At 61.4% G+C, this 21,821-nt stretch carries 13 protein-coding genes; 8 read left to right on the top strand and 5 right to left on the bottom strand.

The genetic code is table 11. From position 1 onward, the window contains the following. Positions 1–110: 110 nt before the first annotated feature. Genes ACQKIK_RS18810 through ACQKIK_RS18795 form a run of 4 tightly spaced genes read left to right on the top strand, consistent with a single transcriptional unit; the run spans position 111 to position 9,046 of the window. The gene (locus ACQKIK_RS18810; RefSeq protein WP_499137084.1) at positions 111–1,355 is read left to right on the top strand and encodes an MdtA/MuxA family multidrug efflux RND transporter periplasmic adaptor subunit; all 1,245 of its coding nucleotides are present in this window, start codon (positions 111–113) and stop codon (positions 1,353–1,355) included. Then, complete coding sequence (locus tag ACQKIK_RS18805; protein WP_499137083.1) at positions 1,352–4,432, top strand: MdtB/MuxB family multidrug efflux RND transporter permease subunit; 3,081 nt, start codon at positions 1,352–1,354, stop codon at positions 4,430–4,432. Before ACQKIK_RS18810 ends, ACQKIK_RS18805 begins: the two co-directional genes overlap by 4 nt. Before the next feature lie 28 nt (positions 4,433–4,460). Continuing rightward, positions 4,461–7,565, top strand: a complete 3,105-nt coding sequence (locus ACQKIK_RS18800; protein ID WP_499137082.1) for an efflux RND transporter permease subunit — start codon at positions 4,461–4,463, stop codon at positions 7,563–7,565. Next, positions 7,562–9,046 (top strand): efflux transporter outer membrane subunit, encoded by a 1,485-nt coding sequence (locus ACQKIK_RS18795; RefSeq protein WP_499137081.1) that lies wholly within the window; start codon positions 7,562–7,564, stop codon positions 9,044–9,046. Before ACQKIK_RS18800 ends, ACQKIK_RS18795 begins: the two co-directional genes overlap by 4 nt. 143 nt (positions 9,047–9,189) lie before the next feature. Here the strand turns inward: ACQKIK_RS18795 and ACQKIK_RS18790 are convergent, their stop codons facing one another. The 5 genes from ACQKIK_RS18790 to ACQKIK_RS18770 form a co-directional block, all read right to left on the bottom strand. Next, the gene (locus ACQKIK_RS18790; protein WP_045431838.1) at positions 9,190–10,182 is read right to left on the bottom strand and encodes a TRAP transporter substrate-binding protein; all 993 of its coding nucleotides are present in this window, start codon (positions 10,180–10,182) and stop codon (positions 9,190–9,192) included. 216 nt (positions 10,183–10,398) lie between these two features. Then, the gene (locus tag ACQKIK_RS18785) at positions 10,399–11,802 is read right to left on the bottom strand and encodes an efflux transporter outer membrane subunit (protein ID WP_499137080.1); all 1,404 of its coding nucleotides are present in this window, start codon (positions 11,800–11,802) and stop codon (positions 10,399–10,401) included. Further along, on the bottom strand, positions 11,799–14,969 hold the full coding sequence (locus tag ACQKIK_RS18780) for an efflux RND transporter permease subunit (RefSeq protein ID WP_499137079.1): 3,171 nt from the start codon (positions 14,967–14,969) through the stop codon (positions 11,799–11,801). The genes ACQKIK_RS18785 and ACQKIK_RS18780 overlap by 4 nt, the downstream gene beginning before the upstream one ends. Positions 14,970–15,066: 97 nt before the next feature. Continuing rightward, positions 15,067–16,296: a multidrug efflux RND transporter periplasmic adaptor subunit MexE gene (gene mexE / locus ACQKIK_RS18775; protein WP_499137078.1), complete on the bottom strand. Its 1,230-nt coding sequence runs from the start codon at positions 16,294–16,296 to the stop codon at positions 15,067–15,069. Positions 16,297–16,628: 332 nt separating this feature from the next. Further along, on the bottom strand, positions 16,629–17,546 hold the full coding sequence (locus tag ACQKIK_RS18770; protein ID WP_045427440.1) for a LysR family transcriptional regulator: 918 nt from the start codon (positions 17,544–17,546) through the stop codon (positions 16,629–16,631). A gap of 269 nt (positions 17,547–17,815) precedes the next feature. Between ACQKIK_RS18770 and ACQKIK_RS18765 the strand changes: the two genes are divergently transcribed. From ACQKIK_RS18765 to ligD, 4 genes are all read left to right on the top strand, one after another. Further along, positions 17,816–18,832 (top strand): zinc-dependent alcohol dehydrogenase family protein, encoded by a 1,017-nt coding sequence (locus ACQKIK_RS18765; protein WP_499137077.1) that lies wholly within the window; start codon positions 17,816–17,818, stop codon positions 18,830–18,832. 106 nt (positions 18,833–18,938) lie between these two features. Next, positions 18,939–19,796 (top strand): SDR family oxidoreductase, encoded by an 858-nt coding sequence (locus tag ACQKIK_RS18760; RefSeq protein ID WP_499137076.1) that lies wholly within the window; start codon positions 18,939–18,941, stop codon positions 19,794–19,796. A gap of 30 nt (positions 19,797–19,826) precedes the next feature. Further along, positions 19,827–20,840, top strand: coding sequence for a non-homologous end joining protein Ku (gene ku, locus ACQKIK_RS18755; RefSeq protein WP_241531053.1), 1,014 nt, complete (start codon positions 19,827–19,829; stop codon positions 20,838–20,840). A gap of 17 nt (positions 20,841–20,857) precedes the next feature. Further along, entirely contained in the window at positions 20,858–21,778 is a 921-nt protein-coding gene (gene ligD, locus ACQKIK_RS18750; RefSeq protein ID WP_499137075.1) for a non-homologous end-joining DNA ligase, read from the top strand. Positions 21,779–21,821 lie beyond the last annotated feature (43 nt).

Here is a 21,821-nt window from a genome sequence, read left to right as displayed (position 1 = left end):
GATCGGTTTTGGTTGCGACAACGCCGGATACGTAAAAATGCCGTAAATCCCCTTTGCGAGCGGAGCGCGACTGCTTATGGTTCACGCTCATTTTCAGGCGAACCCAGTTCATGTCCGAGGCAACTACTTCTTCTGCCGGCTCCGTGCGGCGCTGGCTAATCATCAGCGGCGTGGTTGTTGCGATTGCGCTGCTGCTCTGGTGGCTATGGCCAACCTCGGCCGAGGCGCCGTCACAGCGAGCGGGCGGTCGACCAGCGTTCGGTGCCTTCGGCGGCCCGACGCCGGTGCGGGTTGCCCCGGTGGAGCAAGGTCCATTCGAGGTTTATGCCAAGGCGCTCGGCACCGTCACGCCGTTGAATACAGTCAACGTGCGCAGCCGCGTGGCAGGAGAGCTGGTCGAGATTCGATTCGACGAGGGCCAGCGAGTCAAGGCCGGCGACCTGCTTGCCGTCATCGACCCTCGCGCTTATGGGGTGGCGCTGCAGCAGGCCGAAGGCACTCTCCAGCAGAACCGCGCCTTGTTGCAGAACGCGCAGGTCGATCTTGATCGCTATCGAGGCCTGTTCGCCGACGACAGCATTGCCAAGCAGACGCTCGATACGCAGCAGGCATTGGTGAATCAATACAAAGGAACACTCGCCGCCAACCAGGCCTCCGTCAACGAGGCCAAGCTGAACCTGCAGTTCACCCAAATTCGCGCGCCAATCGACGGTCGCGTCGGCCTGCGTCAGCTGGATCAAGGCAACCTTGTGGCGGCCAACGACACCACGCCGTTGGTCGTCATTACCCAGACCCAACCCATGGCGATCAGTTTTACCCTGCCTGAAAGCGAGTTGCCGCCAGTCATTGCCCGGTTCCGCCGCGGTGAAGAGCTGTCCGTACAGGCCTGGGACCGTGGCGAACGCATCCTACTCGGTGAGGGCGTACTGGAAAGCGTCGATAACCTGATTGATACGACCACTGGCACGCTGAAGATGAAGGCGCGCTTCGATAACGAGGACGAACTGCTGATACCCAACCAGTTCGTCAACGTTCGCCTACGGGTGGAAACCTTGCCTGATGCGGTCCTGATTCCCTCGGCCGCGCTGCAATTCGGTTCGCGGGGCAATTATGCATACGTCGTCGGCGAGGACTCCAAGGTGGAGCTGCGAGTCCTTGAAGTAGGCCCAAGCAACGGCGACCGAACGGTCGTCACCAGCGGATTGAACGTCGGCGAACGAATCGTCATGGAGGGCACCGACCGCCTGCGCGATGGCAGCGAGGTCGAAGTGGTGGGTCGTCAGAAGCTCGCGGAAGAGGCCGCTGAGAATCCGAAGGTTGAGCCTCAGAGCGCCAAGGAGCGTCCAGCGCGATGAACATCTCGCGGCTGTTCATCCTTCGGCCCGTGGCAACCACCTTGACGATGATCGCGATCCTGCTGGCCGGCCTGATTGCCTACCGCATGCTGCCGGTTTCCGCGCTGCCGCAGGTCGATTACCCGACCATTCGGGTGATGACGCTGTATCCCGGCGCCAGCCCGGAAGTCATGACCAGCGCCGTGACGGCTCCATTGGAGCGGCAGTTCGGGCAGATGCCGGGCCTGACGCAGATGTCGTCCACCAGTTCCGGTGGCGCTTCGGTGATCACCTTGCGCTTCTCGCTCGAAGTCGAGCTGGACGTGGCTGAGCAGGAAGTCCAGGCCGCTATCAATGCCGGGAGCAATCTGCTGCCCAACGATCTGCCGGCACCGCCGGTTTACAACAAGGTCAACCCGGCGGACACCCCGGTCATGACGCTGGCCATCACATCTGAAAGCCTGGCGCTGCCGGAGTTGCACGACCTGGTCGACACGCGCATGGCGCAGAAGCTCGCGCAGATCAGTGGCGTGGGCATGGTCAGCATTGCCGGAGGCCAGCGCCCTGCGGTGCGTATTCGAGTCAATCCGGAGGCGCTTGCGTCCTACGGTCTGTCGCTCGCTGACGTTCGCTCATTGGTAACCAGCTCCAACGTCAATCAACCCAAGGGTAATTTCGACGGCCCGACGCGCGTCTCGATGCTCGATGCCAACGATCAGCTGAAAACCCCGGAGGAATACGCCGAACTTATTTTGGCCTACGAGGACGGCGCGGCACTCCGGTTGAAAGATGTCGCCGACATCATCGACGGCGCCGAGAACGAGCGCCTCGCGGCCTGGGCCAATCAAAGCCAGGCGGTCCTTTTGAACATCCAGCGCCAGCCCGGCGCTAACGTGATTGAAGTGGTCGAGCGCATTCAGGCGCTGCTGCCAGAGGTCACGGCGAGCATGCCGACCGGCCTGGACGTGGTGGTGCTCACCGATCGTACGCAGACGATCCGGGCTGCCATCACTGACGTCCAGCATGAATTGCTGATGGCCACCTTTCTGGTGGTGATGGTCACCTTCGTTTTCCTCAAGCGTTTGTCGGCGACCATCATTCCCTCCATCGCGGTACCGCTGTCGCTGATCGGTACCTTTGCCGTGATGCACCTCGCCGGTTTTTCGCTGAACAACCTGACGTTGATGGCGCTGACCATTGCGACCGGGTTCGTGGTGGACGACGCCATTGTCATGCTCGAAAACATCGCTCGCCATGTGGAAGAGGGTGAGACGCCGCTGCAAGCCGCGCTCAAGGGGGCCAAGCAGATCAGCTTCACGTTGATATCGCTGACGCTGTCGCTGATTGCCGTGCTGATTCCGCTGCTGTTCATGCAAGACGTGGTGGGGCGTCTGTTCCGCGAGTTCGCCATCACTCTGGCCGTCGCGATCATGATCTCGCTGGTGGTCTCGCTGACGTTGACGCCGATGATGTGTGCCAAGTTGCTCAAGCCCGCCGCGGCTGAAAAATCGGCACCGGACTGGGTCGAGCGGCTGATTGGCGGTTATGCACGTTGGCTGACCTGGGTGTTGGGCCATCAGACGCTGACCTTGCTGGTCGCCGTGGCCACGCTTGGGCTTACGGTGGTGCTGTATCTGGCGGTGCCGAAGGGCTTCTTTCCAGTGCAGGACACCGGGGTGATACAAGGCATCAGTGAGGCCCCTCAATCCATTTCGTTTCGTGCCATGAGTGAGCGCCAGCAATCGCTGTCCCGCGTGATTCTCGCGGACCCCGCTGTGGCCAGCCTGTCGTCCTACATTGGCGTTGATGGCGATAACGTAACGCTTAACAGCGGGCGGATGCTGATCAACCTCAAGCCTCACGATGAACGCGATGTCACCGCCAGCCAGGTCATCGACCGGTTGCGGCCGGAGCTGGCCAAACTGCCGGGCATCGAGCTGTACATGCAGCCGGTGCAGGACCTGTCCATCGAAGATCGGGTCAGTCGCACGCAGTTCCAGTTCAGTCTGGAGTCGCCCGACGGAGAATTGCTCGAAGAATGGACCCCGCGCCTGGTTGCAGCTTTGCGCGAGCGACCGGAACTGACCGATGTTGCGAGCGACCTGCAAAGCGATGGCCTGCAAATCTTCCTGGATATCGACCGAGATGCGGCGGCGCGCCTGGGCATTCAGATCTCGGCTATCACCGATGCGTTATATGACGCATTCGGTCAGCGGCAGATTTCCACGATTTTCACTCAAGCCAGTCAGTACCGCGTGGTGCTCGAGGCGGAGGCAGGCGACCGTCTCGGCGCGCAGGCGTTGGACCAGTTGTTCGTGCAGAGCGAAGGCGGCACGCCGGTCAGGTTGTCGAGCTTGGCAACGCTTGAACAACGCAACGCGCCCCTGCTGATCAACCACATCGGCCAATTTCCGGCGGTGACGCTGTCATTCAACCTGGCCGATGGCGTTTCGCTGGGTAAAGCGGTGGAAGTCATCGAGAGCGTCGAGGCGGAAATCGGCTTGCCTGCTGGAATTCAGAGCCGGTTCCAAGGCGCTGCCGAAGCGTTCCGCGCATCGCTGTCGAGCACGCTGCTGTTGATCCTCGCGGCGGTGGTCACCATGTACATCGTGCTGGGTGTGCTCTACGAGAGCTACATCCACCCGATCACCATCCTGTCGACGCTACCCTCGGCAGCGGTCGGCGCCTTGCTGGCGTTGCTGTTGACCGGCAACGATCTGGGGTTGATCGCCATCATCGGCATCATCCTGCTGATTGGCATCGTCAAGAAGAACGCCATCATGATGATCGACTTCGCCCTTGAGGCCGAGCGCAATCAGGGTATGAGTCCGCAGGACGCGATCTATCGCGCTGCCTTGCTGCGCTTCCGACCGATCCTGATGACGACGCTGGCGGCGCTGTTCGGCGCGGTACCGCTGATGCTCGCCTCGGGCTCAGGGGCCGAATTGCGTCAGCCGCTGGGGCTGGTGCTGGTCGGCGGTCTGCTGCTCAGCCAGTTGCTGACACTATTTACCACGCCAGTGATTTATCTGTTTTTCGATCGGCTGGGCAGCCGGTTCGGGCGCAAATCCGCTTCAGCTCAAGAGACGGCGCTATGAGTCTCGAGCTTTCCCTGGCCTTTAAGCCATGAACCTGTCTGCCCCCTTTATCGCGCGCCCGGTCGCCACCATGCTGCTGAGCCTGGCGATTCTATTGCTGGGTGGGGTCAGCTTCGGTCTGTTGCCGGTGTCGCCGCTGCCGAATATGGATTTTCCGGTGATTACGGTCCAGGCCAGCCTGCCCGGCGCCAGCCCTGAAATCATGGCATCCAGCGTGGCGACGCCGTTGGAGCGCTCCCTTGGGAGCATCGCAGGCGTCAGCCAGATGAGCAGCCGCAGCAGTCAGGGCTCGACGCGCATCATCATCCAGTTCGATCTTGAGCGGGATATCAATGGTGCCGCCCGCGATGTTCAGGCGGCAATCAACGCTTCGCGCAATCTGCTGCCCAGCGGGATGCGCAGCATGCCGACCTACCGCAAGATCAACCCTGCACAAGCACCGATCATGGTGCTGTCGCTAACCTCCGACGTGCTCAGCAAGGGGCAGCTCTACGACATCGGCTCGACAATCTTGGCGCAGAAGTTGTCGCAGGTTCCAGGCGTGGGCGAGGTGCAGGTGGGCGGGAGTTCGTTGCCTGCGGTGCGGGTCGAGCTGCAGCCTCAGCAGCTTGAGCAGTACGGCGTCTCGCTCGATGAGGTGCGCAATACCATCGCCAATGCGAATGTTCGGCGACCCAAGGGGATGGTCGAAGACGACCATCGCCACTGGCAGGTGCAGGCCAGCGACCAACTGCATGAAGCCGCTGACTATTTGCCGCTGATCATCCGTTATCAGGACGGCGCGGCGCTGCGTCTGAGCGATGTGGCGAAGGTCAAAGACGGGGTTGAAGATCGCTACAACGACGGTTTTTTCAACAACGACCGTGCCGTACTGCTGGTGATTAATCGCCAGGCCGGCGCCAATATCATCGAAACCATCGAGGGCATTCGCAACGAGCTGCCGGCACTGCAGGCGATCGTGCCCGGCAGCGTCAACATGGCAGTGGCGATGGATCGTTCGCCGGTCATCCGTGCCACCCTCCACGAGGCCGAACGGACCTTGCTGATCGCGGTGGGCCTGGTGATCGTGCTGGTATTTCTCTTCCTTGGCCGGTTGCGTACCGCGCTGATCCCGGCGCTGGCAGTTCCGGTTTCGCTGGTTGGCACCTTTGCCGTTATGTACCTGTTCGGCTTCTCGCTCAATGTGCTGTCGCTGATGGCCTTGATCCTCGCCGCCGGGCTGGTAGTGGATGACGCTATCGTGGTGCTGGAAAACATCGCTCGGCACATCGACGAGGGGGTTCCGCCGTTGCGTGCCGCCTATATCGGTACGCGCGAGGTGGGCTTCACCCTGTTGTCGATGAACCTCTCGCTGGTGGTCGTATTCGTCTCGATCCTGTTCATGGGCGGCATTGTCGAGCGGTTGTTCCGCGAGTTCTCCATCACCTTGGCAGCGGCGATTCTGGTCTCGCTGCTGGTCTCGCTGACGTTGACGCCGATGCTCTGTGCACGCTGGTTGAAGCCTCATCAGCCCGAGCATGACGGCCGTCTGTATCGCTGGAGCCACAAGGCCCACCAGTGGTTGTTAGGCCATTACGACAGGTCCCTAGGCTGGGCGCTGCGGCATCATCGGATCACGCTGTTTACCTTGCTGGCGACCATCGGTCTCAACGTCTTTTTGTATGTGCAGGTTCCGAAAACCTTCCTCCCGCAACAGGACACCGGCCAGCTGACCGGCTTCATTCGCGGCGATGACGGCCTTTCGTTCCAGGTCATGCAGCCGAAGATGGAGACCTACCGCAAGGCGGTACTGGCCGATCCGGCCGTGGAAAGCGTGGCAGGCTTCATTGGCGGGCAGGGCGGCATCAACAATGCCTTCATGATCGTCCGGCTCAAGCCGCTGGATGAACGCAAAATTTCTGCGCAAAAAGTGATCGAGCGTATCCGCAAGAACCAGCCGAAGGTACCGGGTGGTCGGATGTTTCTGATGGCCGATCAGGATTTGCAATTCGGGGGCGGTCGGCAGAGCAGCTCGGCCTATTCCTACAACCTGCTGGCCAGCGATCTGGCCGATCTCCGAACCTGGGTGCCGCAAGTGACCCGAGCGTTGATGGCCTTGCCAGAGCTGACCAGCATCGACGCGAATGAAGGCGAGGGCGCACAGCAGATCAGCCTGAAGGTCGACCGCGATGCCGCCAAGCGGCTCGGCATCGACATGAGCACTGTGACGACGATGCTCAACAATGCCTTCAGCCAGCGGCAGATCTCTACCATCTACGAATCGCTGAACCAGTACCGAGTGGTGATGGAGATCGATCCAAGCTACGCCCAACATCCCGAGGTACTGGAGCAGGTTCAGGTGATCACCAGCGATGGCCGGCGTGTTCCGCTGGCTGCATTCGCACGTTACGAGCGGAGCCTGGAAGAGGACAGCGTCAGTCACGACGGGCAGTTCGCCGCCGAGAACATCGATTTCGACCTGGCGCCCGGCGTCAGCCTGGACCAGGCGACGCGGGTGATCGAGCGTGCCGTCGCAGCGATCGGTCTACCGAGCGAGGTCCAGGGCCGCCTGGGCGGCACGGGTGACGTCTTCCAGTCCACGCAGGACAGCCAGCCGTTGATGATTCTGGGCGCGTTGCTGCTCGTCTATATCGTGCTGGGCGTTCTGTACGAGAGTTACATCCATCCGCTGACGATCCTGTCCACACTGCCTTCAGCCGGTGTTGGCGCGTTGCTGGCCATCATTCTGACGGGCGAAGAGTTCAGCCTGATTTCGCTGCTCGGGTTGTTCCTGCTCATCGGTGTGGTGAAAAAGAACGCGATTCTGATGATCGATCTGGCGCTGCAGTTCGAGCGTAACGATCATCTAGCGCCGGACGAGTCGATTCGCCGGGCTTGCCTGTTGCGTTTTCGGCCGATCCTGATGACCACTATGGCGGCGATCCTTGGCGCATTGCCGTTGCTGCTCGGGGGGGCGGAGGGGGCAGAAATGCGCCAGCCGTTGGGCCTGACCATCATTGGTGGCCTGATCCTCAGCCAGATCCTCACGCTCTACACCACGCCGGTGGTCTACCTCTATCTGGACCGCGCGCGCCACCGTTTCAACCGCTGGCGCGGTGTACGCACCGATGCCGCCCTGGAAAGTCCGCTATGAGTTCGTTGTCCCTGAAAAACTCCCTACGCCCGCTGGCCATCGTCGTCATGACATTTTCTCTAGGTGCCTGCACCTTGGGTCCTGACTACCAGCGCCCCGAGCTGCCAATGGCCGCGGAATTCAAGCGGGCCGAAGGTTGGAAGGTCGCCAACCCAGCCGACGTGCTGGAGCGCGGCAGTTGGTGGCGGCTATACGGTGATGCGAAGTTGGATGCATTGGTCGAACGGCTGAACGTGTCCAACCAGAACCTGGCGGCGGCCGAAGCGCAGTACCGCCAGGCGCGCGCGCTGGTGCGGGGGGCTCGCTCTCAGCTGTTCCCGACAGTGGGGAGCAGCGCCGGCGCGACGCGTGCCGGACAGGGCAGTTCGACCAGCTCAGCCGCACAGAGCGGAAGCGGCCTCAGCGGCATCAGCGGCATCAGCGAGAGTTACAGCGTGGGGCTCGATGCGGCCTGGGAGCTGGACATCTGGGGCCGTCTGCGGCGCAACCTTGAAGCCAATCGAGCCAATATGCAGGCAACAGCTGCGGATCTCGCTGCTGTGCGGCTGAGCCTGCAATCCGAACTGGTCCAGACCTATTTGCAGTTGCGCGTGATGGACGAACAGCAGCGGCTACTGAACCAGACGGTCGAAGCCTTTGCGCGATCATTGCGCCTCACTGAAAACCAGTATCGTGCGGGCATCGTGCCCAAGTCAGATGTGACCCAGGCGCTGACTCAGCTCAGAAGCACGGAGGCTCAGGCCATCGACCTGCAATGGCAACGGGCCCAGATGGAGCACGCTATTGCGGTGCTGATTGGGGTACCGCCGTCGGAGCTGGACATCGAGGAACGTGATGAAATCCCCGATTTGCCAACAGTGCCGCTAGCCCTGCCTTCGCAATTGCTCGAACGCCGCCCGGATATCGCGTCGGCTGAACGGCAAGTGATTGCGGCAAACGCGCAAATTGGCGTGGCCGAAGCAGCCTGGTATCCCGACCTGACACTGAGCGCGAGCGGTGGCTATCGAAACAGCAGCTTTAGCGACCTGATCAGTCTACCCAACCGCTTCTGGTCATTAGGCCCGCAGCTGGCCGCCACACTGCTCGATTTCGGTGGCCGGCGTGCCGACCTCGAAGCGGCAGAGGCCAACTATGACCTGACAGTGGCCAATTACCGTCAGACCGTGCTCGACAGCTTCCGTGAGGTTGAGGACAACCTGGTGCAATTGCGCGTCCTCGCCGCCGAAGCGGTGGTTCAACGGCAAGCGCTGGAAGCCGCGCAGGAATCGTTACGTCTGATCCAGAACCAGTACCGCGCCGGTACAGTCGACTTCCTCAGCGTCGCCACCGTGCAAACCAGCGCCCTAAACAACGAACGCACCTACCTGACCCTGCTGGGCGATCAACTCGCTGCCAGCGTACAACTAATCGCAGCGTTGGGCGGCGGTTGGGAAGAAACGCAGCTGGATTTCGAACCGCTGCTAGAGACGCCTGAACGCTGATCACAACGGCGCCAACGTGCGGGCCCAAATGACATTCGTGGCTGCTGGAGGGTGCGCTGCGTATAGGTGGGTCGGTCATCTTGCCGAGCGGCGTTGGGGAAACCGCGGCGTTGCTGCCGCGGTTGAAAGGTGAGGCGGGGAGGTCAGTCGCGCTGCTTGCGGTTAACCGTTTGTGCTGCCTTGATGATATCGGCGCCGATCACCGGTTCGAATTCCTGCCACACTGGCCGCATGGCTTCACGCCAGGCTTCGCGTTGTTCCGGGGTCAGTTCGATGATCTCGGACGTGCCCGCCTTGCGGATACGCTCGCGGTCGGCCTGGTTGGCTTCTTCCGCGGCGCGGTTAACCTCGAAGGTGACCTCGTCGATAATGCCTTCTAACTCGGTGCGTACCTGGTGCGGTATGCCGAACCAGAACCGCGTATTGCTCACCAGCATGTAGTCGAGCACGCCATGGTTGGATTCGGTGATGTAAGGCTGCACCGTGTGCATCTTCTTGCTGTAGATGTTCGACCAGGGGTTTTCCGCGCCCTGGACGGTCCCGTTCTGCAGCGAGGCGTAGACCTCGGCGAAGGGGAGCTTCTTGGTCGAAGCTCCCACCTGTGCGAATTGCGACTCCAGAACGGCGGAGGGCTGGATACGGAAAGCCAGACCCATTGCATCGCTTGGCAGGCGCAGCGCCTTTGTTGCCGAGAGCTGCTTCATGCCGTTGTGCCAGTAAGCCAGACCGGTGATGTTCTCCTTCTCCATCGAGCGCAGTAATTGGCGTCCCTTGGCGCGCTTTTGGAAACGATTGACGGCCTCCAGGTCATCGAACAGGAAAGGCAGATCGAATACTTGCACCTGCTTGGTGTACTTCTCGAATTTCGCTAACGAAGGCGCTAGCAGCTGCACCTCGTCATTGGCCAGCGCCTCAAGCTCGTTGGCATCGCCGAACAACGTCGAGTTGGGGTAGACCTCGACGCTTACCTGGCCGGGCAGACGCTCTTCAACCAGTTTCTTGAACAGCAGGGCACCCTTGCCTTTCGGGGTGTCTTCAGCGACGACGTGCGAGAACTTGATGACGATCGGCTCAGCTTCGACCGCGGTCGCGGTCAACGCCAGCACCAGGCCGGCGAGGGTGATGATCGGCTTGATCATGAAAAGGCTCTTTGTTTTTGGTGGGTTGGCATGACATCCGAGACGCAGATGTGATTGAGCTTCAATGAAGCGTTATGCCAAATAAGCCGCACCGTAAAAAGGGCTTTCTCACAGAATTCATAATTGAGGCAGCGGGAGTTGCAACAGGTCACACTTTCGCCGCCGATAGGGGCGGCTCTGCGCCGCTAGACTGCAGCGCAGAGCCGTTGTCGATCAGCCGTTGGCCAGCTGCCAACCGCCGCCGAGTGCCTTGTAAAGGCCTACGACGCCACGGTAGACCTCGACTTCGGCCTGGGCCTGTGCATCTTCGGCAGCGAGACGCTCACGCTCGGCATCCAGCAGCACCAGAAAGTCCACCGTGCCTTCCCGGTAACGGATCGCTGCTTGCTCTGCTGCCGCGCGGCTGGCGCCGGACTGACGCAACAGGGCGAGCAACCGCTCCTGAGCTCTCGCATAGTCGCTGAAGGCGTTCTCCGATTCCTCCAACGCCAGCAGTACCTGCTGCTCGTAGCTGGCCAACGCACCTTCGGCGTCCGCTTTTGCACCTCGCAATCTGGCGCGAACGCTGCCCATGTCGAACGCTGCCCAGGTGATGCTCGGTGCGACGCCCCAAGCCTGAGCCGCGCTCGAACCGATCTGCGAACCGCGCCCCGCAATAAAGCCCAGGAAGCCACTCAGGCTTACCCGCGGAAACAGATCAGCCGTCGCTACGCCCACGTTGGCAGTCGCCGCTGCCAGCTGCCGTTCGGCCGCGAGAATGTCCGGTCGGCGACGTAGCAGCTCGGTGGGGTCACCGATCGGCAGCGCCTTGGCGATGGCAGGTAACTCCCGCGGCGCAAGCTCGACACTCAGCCTATCGGCGCGCTGACCGAGCAGGGTTGCGATGCGATTGGTCGCACGGGTCTGCTGCGCCTGCAGTTGCGGCAAGCTGGCCTCGGTTGCTGCCAGCCGTGCATCGGCGCGCAGCACGTCAAGTTCGCTACCTACGCCAGCGTCGCGCAGCTGCTCGGTCAGGCGATGCGAGTTGCGCTGATTCTCAAGGTTTTCCCGGGCGATGCGTTCACGCAACTGCGCGCCGCGCAGTTGGCCGTAGGCGTCGACCAGTTCGGCGATCAGGCTGACCTGTAGCTGGTAGAGCTCCGCTTCCGCAGCTTCACTCTGCGCCTCGCTGGCTTCGATGCGTCGCTGCACCCGGCCGAACAGGTCAAGTTCCCAGGCCATGTCCAGCCCAAGATCGTAACGCTCGATGCTACTGCGCTCCTCGCCGAAGCCAGGCTGCTGAGCCTCGCCATATTCGGCGCTGGCCCCTGCGGTTACGGTAGGGAAGCGATCGTTGGTCACATCATCACGAATCGAACGAGCGGCACGGAGCCGGGCGAAGGCGATGCGCAGTTCGCGGTTCTCGGCCAACGCTTCACCCACCAGTGCATCGAGCGTCGGATCATCGAACTGGCGCCACCAAGCCGCCTGGAATTGTGATTGATCGAAGCCAGCCGCCGCTGCGCGTTCAATCTGCGCAGGCTCAACCTCCGGCGCGCGGTAATCCGGCCCCACTGCGCAGGCGCTCAAGGCGAGAACAGCCGCAAGCAGTAACGGAGTGGAAATGACAGCCTTCATGCGTGCGCCTCCTTCAATATCGCTTTCTTCTCAGCGCGCCGTTCAACGTAGGCGCGTATGACCAGGTAGAACACCGGCGTCAGCAACAGGCCGAAGAAGGTCACCCCGAGCATGCCGCTGAACACCGCAACGCCCATGGCGTGACGCATCTCAGCACCTGCGCCGGAGGAGAGCACCAACGGCACCACACCCATGATGAACGCGAAGCTGGTCATCAGAATCGGGCGTAGCCGCAGGCGGCAGGCCTCGAGCACAGCGGATAGACGGTCCATGCCTTCTTCCTGTTTGTCCTTGGCGAACTCGACGATCAGAATCGCGTTCTTGCATGCCAGGCCGACGAGGACGATCAGGCCGATCTGGGTAAATACGTTGTTGTCGCCGCCAGAGAGGATCACCCCGGTGATGGCCGAGAGCAGCGTCATCGGTACGATCAGAATCACCGCCAGTGGCAGGCTCCAGCTTTCGTACTGCGCCGCCAATACCAGGAAGGCCAGCAGCACGCAGAGCGGGAAGACGAACATCGCGGTGTTACCAGCCAGGATCTGCTGATAGGTCAGCTCGGTCCATTCGAAGCTCATGCCGTTCGGTAGCTCAGCTTGTAGCAGCCGCTCCATCGCCGCTTCGGCCTGACCGGAGCTGTAGCCGGGGGCGGCCGCACCGTTGATTTCAGCGGTCAAGAAGCCGTTGTAGTGCATCACGCGATCCGGGCCGGAACTGTCACTGACCTTGACGAAGGTCGACAGGGGCACCATCTCGCCACGGTTGTTGCGCACCTTCAGCTGGCCGATCTGGTCGGGCGTCAGGCGAAACTTCTGCTCGGCCTGGACGTTGACCTGATAGGTGCGGCCAAAGCGGTTGAAGTCGTTGGCATACAGTGAGCCGAGGTAGACCTGCATGGTGTCGAAGATCTGATCGATAGCCACGCCGTGAGTCTTGGCTTTTTCCCGGTCGATGTCGGCATCGATCTGCGGCACGTTCACCTGGTAACTGGTAAACAGCCCGGCCAGCTCGGGATAGTCTGCGCTCTTGGCGATGACGTTCTGTACCTGCTTGTAGAGCTCCTCATAGCCGAGGTTGCCGCGGTCCTGAACCTGCACGCGGAAGCCACCAATGGTGCCCAGTCCTTGTACCGGCGGTGGCGGGAAGATCGCGATGAAGGCGTCCTGGATTTGCGCGAACTGGCCGTTCAGATCAGCGGCGATGGCGTTGGCGGACAGTGAGGGATCACTGCGCTCATCGAAGGGCTTGAGTGGGGTGAAGACGATCCCGCTGTTCGGGCTGTTGGTGAAGCCATTGATCGACAGGCCCGGAAAGGCCACGGTGTTCTCGACACCGGGATGCTCGGCTGCGATTTGCGACATGCGCTTGATGACATCCTCGGTGCGATCCAGCGTGGCCGCATCCGGCAGTTGCGCGAAGGCCACCAGGTACTGCTTGTCCTGCGGCGGCACGAAACCGGTCGGAGTACTGGCGAATCCCAGGTATCCGAGTCCGACCAGGCCGACATACACCACCAGGGCGATGCCGCTGCCGCGCAGGATGCGTTTAACCGCACCGACGTAGCCGTGACTCGCACGCTCGAATACGCGGTTGAACGGCGCGAACAGCCAGCCGCCGAACAATTTGTCCAGCAGCCGCGAGAAGCCGTCTTTCGGCGCGTCATGGCTGCGCAGCAATGCGGCCGCCAAGGCTGGAGACAGAGTCAGGGAGTTGAAGGCGGAAATGACCGTCGAAATGGCAATGGTCAACGCGAACTGCTGGTAGAACTGCCCGGTGAGGCCGGAAATGAACGCGGTCGGGATGAACACGGCGCAGAGCACTAGCGCCGTCGCAATAATCGGCCCCGTCACTTCCTTCATCGCCTGCTTCGTGGCTTCGACCGGGGATTTGCCGAGGCCAATATTCCGCTCGACGTTCTCCACGACCACGATGGCGTCGTCCACCACGATGCCGATCGCCAACACCAGGCCAAACAGCGACAGCGCGTTGAGCGAGAACCCCAGCATGTGCATCACCGCGAATGTGCCGATCAGCGACACCGGCACGGCAGCCAGCGGGATGATCGAGGCGCGCCAGGTCTGCAGGAACAGGATGACCACCAGTACCACCAGCACGATGGCCTCGAGCAGGGTATGCACCACCGCCTCGATGGACCCGCGCACGAAGATGGTTGGGTCGTAGACGATTTCGTAGTCCACGCCTTCGGGGAAATCCTTCTTCAGTTCGGCCATGCGAGCACGTACCGAATCGGAGATTTCGATGGCATTCGAGCCAGGGCGCTGAAACACCGGAATGGCAACGGCCGGTTGGTTGTTGAGCAAGGAGCGCAGCGCGTACTGGCTGGAACCCAGTTCGATACGTGCGATGTCCCGCAGGCGAGTGATCGAGCCGTCTTCGCCGGCGCGGATGATGATGTTCTCGAACTCCTCCTCGCTAACCAGTCGGCCTTGGGTATTGATCGATAACTGGAAGTCCGTCGCGCCCGGTGCGGGTGGTGCGCCCAGCGAACCCGCCGCAACCTGGTGGTTCTGCTCGCGGATGGCATTGACCACGTCAGTCGCGGTGAGGTTGCGCGAGGCCACCTTGTTTGGATCGAGCCAGACGCGAAGCGAATAATCGCCCATGCCGAACAGCTGCACATCACCAATCCCGTCCAGCCGCGCCAGCTCGTCCTTGACGTTGAGCGCCGCATAGTTGGACAGATAAAGCATGTCGTAGCGTTCGTCCGGCGAGGTCAGGTGCACCACCATCGTCAGGTCCGGCGAGGCTTTGTCCACCGTGACGCCGAGGCGCTGCACTTCGGTCGGCAGCGTCGGCTGGGTGCGCGTGACGCGGTTCTGCACCTGCACCTGGGCGTTGTCCAGATCGGTTCCCAGCGCGAAGGTGATGGTCAGGGTCAGCTTGCCATCGGCGGTCGCCTGGGAGGACATGTAGAGCATGCCCTCGACGCCGGTGATGGCCTGCTCCAGCGGGGACGCGACGGTTTCGCCGATGACTTTGGGGTTCGAACCCGGGAAGCTGGCGCGGACCACGACCGTCGGCGGCACCACCTCGGGATATTCGCTGATCGGCAATTGGAACAGCGAGATGGCACCACCGATCAGGATGATCAGCGACAGCACCGCGGCGAAGATTGGCCGTTGGATGAAGAACTGAGAGAAATTCATGACGCACTCCGGGGGAGAGGGTGCGCATGACGCACCCTGGCGGAATCAGTTTTTATGGGGTGGCGCCTCGGCGCCGGTCAGCTGGACGTTTTGAAAATCAACTGTTCGGTCCGCGCGCCAGCGTGCGGTCGACCACCTGCGGCTTCATCGCGGCGGAGATTGCACGGTTCTGTTCTTTCAGCGCGGCGAGGGTGTCAGCGTCGGCCATAGGCACATTCTGGGGCTGCACGGCGTTGCCCGGACGAACGCGCTGCAGGCCGTTCACCACGATGGTTTCACCTTCCTTCAGACCGTCACGCACGATGCGCAGGCCCTCAAGCTTCGGGCCGAGCTCGATGGAGCGATAGTTGACGGTGTCGTCCTCCCCGAGGACCAGGACGAACTTCTTGCCCAGATCGGTTCCGACCGCGACATCCTTGATCAGGACGGCGTCGTAGGTGGCGCTGCCGACCAGCTTCAGGCGCGCATAAAGCCCTGGCGTGAAGCTGCCGTCACGGTTGTCGAACACGGCGCGACCGCGAATGGTGCCTGTGCGGGGATCAACCTGGTTGTCAATGAAGTCCATGTGCCCGAGATGCGGGTGGCCTTCTTCGCTGGATAGCCCGAGGTACACAGGGGTTTCTTCCCCTCGCTCACCGTCACGGGCCAGTTCGCGGTATTTCAGGTAGGTGCGTTCATCTGCCTCGAAGTAGGCATAGACCTTGTCGGTCGAGACCAGCGTCGTCAGCAAGGCTTCGCCAGCATTGACCAGGTTGCCCGCGGTTATCAGCGCACGACCTGCGCGGCCATCGATGGGGGCAGTGACGCGTGTGAAACCGAGATCCAGCTTGGCTGCATCGAGCTGAGCTTGAATGGCCGCGACGGCGGACTTCGCTTCGCTGGCTGCGCTGGCCCTCGCATCAGCCAGTTCGGCGGAAATAGCGTTATTGGCGCGCAGTCGCTCACCGCGTTCGGCCTCGCTTGCGGTCCGGCGCTCAGTGGCACGAGCCTGTTGCAACTCGGCCTGCAAGCGTTTGACCTGGGCTTCGAACGGGCGCGGGTCAATCTGGAACAGCAGATCGCCTTTCTTCACCAGGGAGCCTTCTTCGAACGCGACCTTGTCGATGAAGCCCGACACGCGTGGACGAATATCGACCGACTCGGGCGCTTCCAGGCGGCCGGTAAGTTCGTCCCATTCGGTCACCTGCTGCTCAATGACCTCAGCAACGCTGACGGCGGGGGCCGGCATAGCCGCTTCGGTGGCTTCAGGCGCTTTTCCGCATGCACCTACAAGGGCGGCAGCAACCGCAACCAATGGGTAACGCAAGGCTTTGAGTGAACGATCCATGCTTGACTCCGCAACTCGGGTTTTTATCGATGGCGGAAGTGTGGGGGTTGGCCTTTACAAGCAAAAATCGAACGAGGCGAATGTAAATATCATCCGCGATGATGTTGCAGCATTTGTCATCGATGTTGAGTACGGGATTGCAGGGGCATTGGTGCCCAATCGACTGAGGTGGTTTCGGCCGGGCTGGTGGGCTGAAGCCCACCCTACGACGGGGATGTGCAGGGTCTGATATTAGGCTGGCTTCAGCCCACCAGCTGCGGGTCGAAAGCTGGGCTCAGGTAGGGTGGGCTTCAGCCCACCACGGCAAGCGCTTTGCTAAGAAAAACGGCGGTTTAGAGACTGTCCGGATCACCTACGAACATCTGAATCCGCGAACGCAGCCAGCGCTCGGCCGGGTCGTTGTCCTGGGCGCCGCGCCAGGCCATGGACAGTTCGAAGTCCTGGCTTGTGTCGAATGGCAGCGGCTCGGCACGCACACCACCGTTAGCGGCCAGGGCTGCCGCGGCGTAGTCAGGCACCGTCGCGACCAAGTCGGTGCCCGCCAGCAGGCTGGCCAGCCCGTTGAACTGCGGTACGGCGAGCACGACCTTGCGTTTGCAGCCGTGGAGCGCCAGTTCGTCATCGATGTAGCCATTCAAATCGCCGGCAAAGGAAACCATGGCATGTGGGCGCGAGCAGTAGTCTTCCATCGTCATGCGGCCGGGGATGCTGTCAGCGCGGAGCAGCATCGGTTTTGGCCTGCGCAAGATTTTGCGCTTGGCGTTGGCCGGCAGTTCCTCGGTGTAGCAGACACCCACCGAGATCTCGCCAGACGCAAGCAGCCCCGGCATCAGCAGATAGTTGGCGCGCCGTACCACCAGCACCACGTCGGGCGCCTCGGCGCGCACACGCCTGAGCAACTGCGGGAGCAGCGCGAACTCGACCTCATCAGTCAGACCGATACGAAACACCAGCTCGCTGGTGGCGGGATCGAACGTGGAGGCGCGGCTGACAGCCGTGGAGATCGAGTCCAGCGCCGGCGACAGCAGACCGGCGATCTCCTGCGCGCGTGCAGTCGGCTCCATGCTGCGGCCGGTGCGTACGAACAACGGGTCGTCGAACAGCGTGCGCAGGCGCGCCAGTGCAGCACTGATCGCCGGCTGGCCGAGAAAGAGTTTCTCCGCGGCACGGGTCACGCTGCGCTCGTGCATCAGCGTTTCGAAGACGATCAACAGGTTCAGGTCTACGCGGCGAAGGTCGTTGCGATTCATGCCTTTCACTTCAAGCTGTGGTCAGACATAAGGCGCGGCTGACCGAAATGAGGGTTGCGTCTGCATTCTAGACAGATCGGAGTGACGTCGGCATGTCCATTCCCGCTTTGCAATGACACAAACCTGCAGCAGTCGGAGTGGCCTTACATACAGCACATCATCATTCCCACGCATGGCGACTATCGAGCGGAATGCAGGGATCGCTGCTGGAGTTGTGCCAATACTGCAGATAAAGTCACAGACACAGTAGTAATCGAGGGGTCTTTTTCATGTCCCGCATCATCCGTTTCCACCAGTTCGGGCCCGCAGACGTATTGCGCTACGAACAGCGAGAAGTCCCTCGGCCGGGGCCTGGCGAAGTGCTTGTCGACGTCAAGGCGATCGGCGTCAGCTGGAATGACGTGCTCTGGCGGCAGGATCTGGCGCCGCGTCACGCCAAGCTCCCGGCCGGGCTCGGCAGCGAGATCGCCGGCGAAGTGCTTGCGGTGGGCGAGGACGTGGACGGCTTCGTGATTGGCGATCGTGTCGCCAGTTTCCCTGCGCATGATCTCAACCAGTACCCGCTCTACGGCGAGCAGGTGCTGCTGCCGCAGGCGTCCTTGGTCCACCATCCGGAGATGCTCAGCGCCGCCGAGGCGTGTGTGCATTACACGCCGGCCCTGGTGTCGTATTTCGCTCTGGTCGAGCTGGCTCAGCTCGAACCCGGACAATACGTGCTGGTGACCGAAGCACGGCATTGCACCGGTCCTTCGGCCGTGCAAATGGCGAAAGCGCTTGGCGGACGGGTAATTGCCACCTGCGACACGGCAGAGGATCGTGACTTCCTGCGTGAGCTGGGGGCCGAGACCGTCATCGTTACCGAAGAGGAGGATCTCGTCGGCCGGCTGCAAAAGATCACCGGGGGCGCAGGCGTCGAAGTTGTGCTCGATGGTTGCGGTGGCTCGCAGATGAAGCTGCTTGGTGACGTTATCGCGCCGCGTGGCAAGCTGATTCTTTATGGGCTCAACGGTGGTAACGAAACGGCGTTTCCAGCCTGCGCGGCGTTCAAGAAGAACTTTAAGTTCTTCCTGCATTGCCTGTGCGATTTCACCGGGCAACCCGAGCTGGGCATCGAGCAAAACCGCGAGGCGGTCCAGAATGCCTTGCTGCACATCAACCAGCTCACGGCCGACCGCCTGATCACGCCGCAGGTCGACAAGGTCTTCGGCTTCGACGACGTCGTGGCAGCCCACGAATACGTCGAAAGCGGTGTCCCGCGTGGCCGGGTCGTACTGCGCGTCGATTGATTCTTCGAGGCCTCTGCATTGGGGCCTCTCATCGCTTCATAGAAACTTTTCCCACCCGCGCCAAGTCCTCCGAATACAGGTTTGATCCCTTGACGGAGGATTTTGCATGCCCGACGAAAACCAGACGCTCCCCCCGCAGCAACAGGCTGAACCGGGCAAAGAAAGCGAGATGACCCCGAGGCCCGAGTACCGTGGCGAGGACTACAAAGCGGCCGGTAAGCTCCACGACAAGGTCGCAATCATCACTGGCGGCGACAGCGGCATTGGCCGCTCGGTAGCGGTGCTGTTTGCGCGTGAAGGCGCCGAGGTGGCGATTCTCTATCTGGATCAACACCAGGACGCCGAGGAAACCAAGCGTGCAGTGGAAGAACAGGGGCGCAAATGTCTGACTTTCGCCGGCGACGTGGCGGACCGCGACGTGTGCCGCAAGGTGATCGACGAAACGGTGAGCGCCTTCGGCAAGCTCGATATTTTGGTCAATAACGCCGCCGAGCAGCATCCCCAGGAAAAGCTTGAAGACATCAGCGAAGAGCAGTGGGAGAAGACCTTCCGCACCAACATTTTCGGCATGTTCCAGATGACCAAGGCTGCACTGCCGCACCTGAAAAAAGGCGCCTCGATCATCAACACCACGTCGGTGACGGCCTACAAAGGCAGCCCACAACTGCTGGACTACTCATCGACCAAGGGCGCCATCACGGCCTTTACCCGCTCGCTGTCAATGAACATCGCCGACCGAGGCATTCGCGTGAACGGGGTCGCGCCCGGGCCGATCTGGACGCCGCTGATTCCGTCGACCTTCGATGCGGACAAGGTCGAGAAATTTGGCGCCAACGTGCCCATGGAGCGTCCCGGCCAGCCCGATGAAGTCGCGCCGGCATACGTGTATCTGGCCAGCAGCGACGCTTCCTATGTCAGCGGCCAGGTGATCCATGTGAACGGCGGCACCGTGGTCAACGGCTGACCGAACGACTGTCGACAGGAGGGAAGGCTTATGCCCCGTACGATCTGGAAAGGCGCCGTCAGTTTCGGCCTGGTTCATATCCCCGTCGCCTTGGTGCCTGCGACCACGCGCTCGGGTATAGATTTCGACTGGCTGGACAAACGCAGCATGGACCGGGTGGGCTACAAGCGCATCAACAAGACCACCGGCGAGGACATCGAGAGCGAGAACATCGTCAAAGGCGTGGAATACGAAAAGGGTAACTACGTCGTTATCAGCGATGACGAGATTAAGGCCGCTCACCCAGAAGCCACGCAGACGGTAGACATCGTTGCCTTTGTCGATGCCAAGGACATTTCCTTCCTGTACATCGCTACACCCTACTACCTCACCCCGGATCGGCGGGGTGAGAAGGTTTACGCGCTGCTGCGCGAAACCCTGACTCAGACTGGCAAGGTCGGCATCGCCAACGTGGTGCTGCGCAACAAGCAGCATCTGGCCGTGGTGATGCCGCTGGGCAAGGCACTGGTGATGAATACGCTGCGCTGGGCCGATGAGGTCAGGGGCGTGGAGTACCTCGAAATGAAGGACGAGGCGCTTAATGCCGACCTCAACCCGAAGGAACTCGACATGGCCAAGCGGCTGGTCGAGGACATGAGTGAGGATTGGAACCCCGAGCAGTACAAGGACACCTTCCAAGACCAGATCATGGATCTGGTGGAAACCAAGGCTCGCGAAGGCAAACTCGAAGCCGTGGGTGGGCCGGAAGAAGCAGTGGATCGTCGCAGCGCCGATGTCATCGACCTGACCGAACTGCTCAAACGTAGCCTGGCCGGCAAATCTTCCGCTAAGAAAGCTGCCCCGACTGAAGACGTTGACGACGACGAAGATAGCGAAGAGGCATCGCCTGCCAAGCGGGCCACGAGCAAAACTACAGCCAGCAAATCGAAGGCACCGGCCAAGTCCACAGCCAGTAAATCCTCGACCAGCAAAACCGCGACGGCCCGCAAGACCAGCACCAGTAAACCGGCTGCCAGCAAGTCCAACAGCAAGAAAGCGAGCTGACCTCACGAGGAGCGTGCATGGCTGAAAAAGCTGCCAAAAATCGCCCTGATGTAGGTGGTATCGGCATCAGTAATCCGCAACGGGTCATCGATCCGGCAAGTGGTGCCACCAAGCTGCAGCTCGCTGAATACTATCTGGCAGTGGGCGAATGGCTCGTACCTCATCTGGCCAAGCGTCCGCTGTCCATCGTCCGGGCGCCGGATGGCGTCAGCGGTGATAGCTTCTTCCAGCGCCACTGCGGGCGGCTGAAAATGCCGCACATGCGCGTGCTGGATAAGTCCCTCGATCCGGAGCATGCACGCCTGATCCAGGCGGACAGTATCAGCGCGGTCGTCGAGGCGGTGCAGATGGGCACCGTCGAGTTTCATACTTGGAATGCGCGCAGCGACCGCATCGACAAGCCGGATCGGGTGGTCTTTGATCTGGATCCTGACCCGGAGCTGCCGTGGTCAAGCATGGTCGAGGCGACGAATATGACCCTTGAGCTGCTTGATCAACTCGGGCTCAAGGCCTTCATTAAAACCAGCGGTGGGCGCGGCATGCATGTCGTGGTACCGATCGATCGTCGTCAGAGTTGGGATTGCGCCAACGAATTCGCCCGTATGGTCACGGTTCGCCTGGCCAAAGAGTCACCTGAGCAGATCGTCGCAAAGATGGGGCCGAAGAATCGGGTCGGCAAGATCTTCGTCGACTACCTGCGCAACCAGCGAGGCGCTAGCACGGTTGCTGCTTTTTCCGCACGAGCACGCCCAGGGCTGCCCGTCTCGGTGCCAATCACACGGGAGGAGCTGGACCAGATCAGCGGCGCCGATCAGTGGAACATCCTCAATCTCCATGAACGCCTCAAGAGCCTGAAGCTCGATCCATGGGCCGACTACGCCACGACCCGTCAGAGCCTTTCAGCGCAGCTGTTGAAGGATCTCGCTGCGCGTCAATGACGCGACGGGTGACCTGTCTGTGGCCGGTTTACTGGACTAGCCT

Origin of the sequence: Pseudomonas sp. NPDC047961 (assembly GCF_050272435.1) — a bacterium.
In the GTDB taxonomy this organism is placed as follows: domain Bacteria; phylum Pseudomonadota; class Gammaproteobacteria; order Pseudomonadales; family Pseudomonadaceae; genus Stutzerimonas.
Note: the sequence above shows the minus strand (reverse complement) of the source record. Positions and strands in the feature narration are given on the sequence as shown.

What these genes read in the sequence shown, in the direction of transcription:
- ACQKIK_RS18765 (WP_499137077.1), top strand. Translation starts at nt 17,816, where the DNA reads ATGTCCCGCATCATCCGTTTCCACCAGTTCGGGCCCGCAGACGTATTG.
- ACQKIK_RS18800 (WP_499137082.1), top strand. Translation starts at nt 4,461, where the DNA reads ATGAACCTGTCTGCCCCCTTTATCGCGCGCCCGGTCGCCACCATGCTG.
- ACQKIK_RS18770 (WP_045427440.1), bottom strand. Translation starts at nt 17,546, where the DNA reads ATGAATCGCAACGACCTTCGCCGCGTAGACCTGAACCTGTTGATCGTC.
- ACQKIK_RS18785 (WP_499137080.1), bottom strand. Translation starts at nt 11,802, where the DNA reads ATGAAGGCTGTCATTTCCACTCCGTTACTGCTTGCGGCTGTTCTCGCC.
- ACQKIK_RS18795 (WP_499137081.1), top strand. Translation starts at nt 7,562, where the DNA reads ATGAGTTCGTTGTCCCTGAAAAACTCCCTACGCCCGCTGGCCATCGTC.
- ligD (WP_499137075.1), top strand. Translation starts at nt 20,858, where the DNA reads ATGGCTGAAAAAGCTGCCAAAAATCGCCCTGATGTAGGTGGTATCGGC.
- ACQKIK_RS18805 (WP_499137083.1), top strand. Translation starts at nt 1,352, where the DNA reads ATGAACATCTCGCGGCTGTTCATCCTTCGGCCCGTGGCAACCACCTTG.
- ACQKIK_RS18760 (WP_499137076.1), top strand. Translation starts at nt 18,939, where the DNA reads ATGCCCGACGAAAACCAGACGCTCCCCCCGCAGCAACAGGCTGAACCG.
- ACQKIK_RS18810 (WP_499137084.1), top strand. Translation starts at nt 111, where the DNA reads ATGTCCGAGGCAACTACTTCTTCTGCCGGCTCCGTGCGGCGCTGGCTA.
- ku (WP_241531053.1), top strand. Translation starts at nt 19,827, where the DNA reads ATGCCCCGTACGATCTGGAAAGGCGCCGTCAGTTTCGGCCTGGTTCAT.
- ACQKIK_RS18780 (WP_499137079.1), bottom strand. Translation starts at nt 14,969, where the DNA reads ATGAATTTCTCTCAGTTCTTCATCCAACGGCCAATCTTCGCCGCGGTG.
- mexE (WP_499137078.1), bottom strand. Translation starts at nt 16,296, where the DNA reads ATGGATCGTTCACTCAAAGCCTTGCGTTACCCATTGGTTGCGGTTGCT.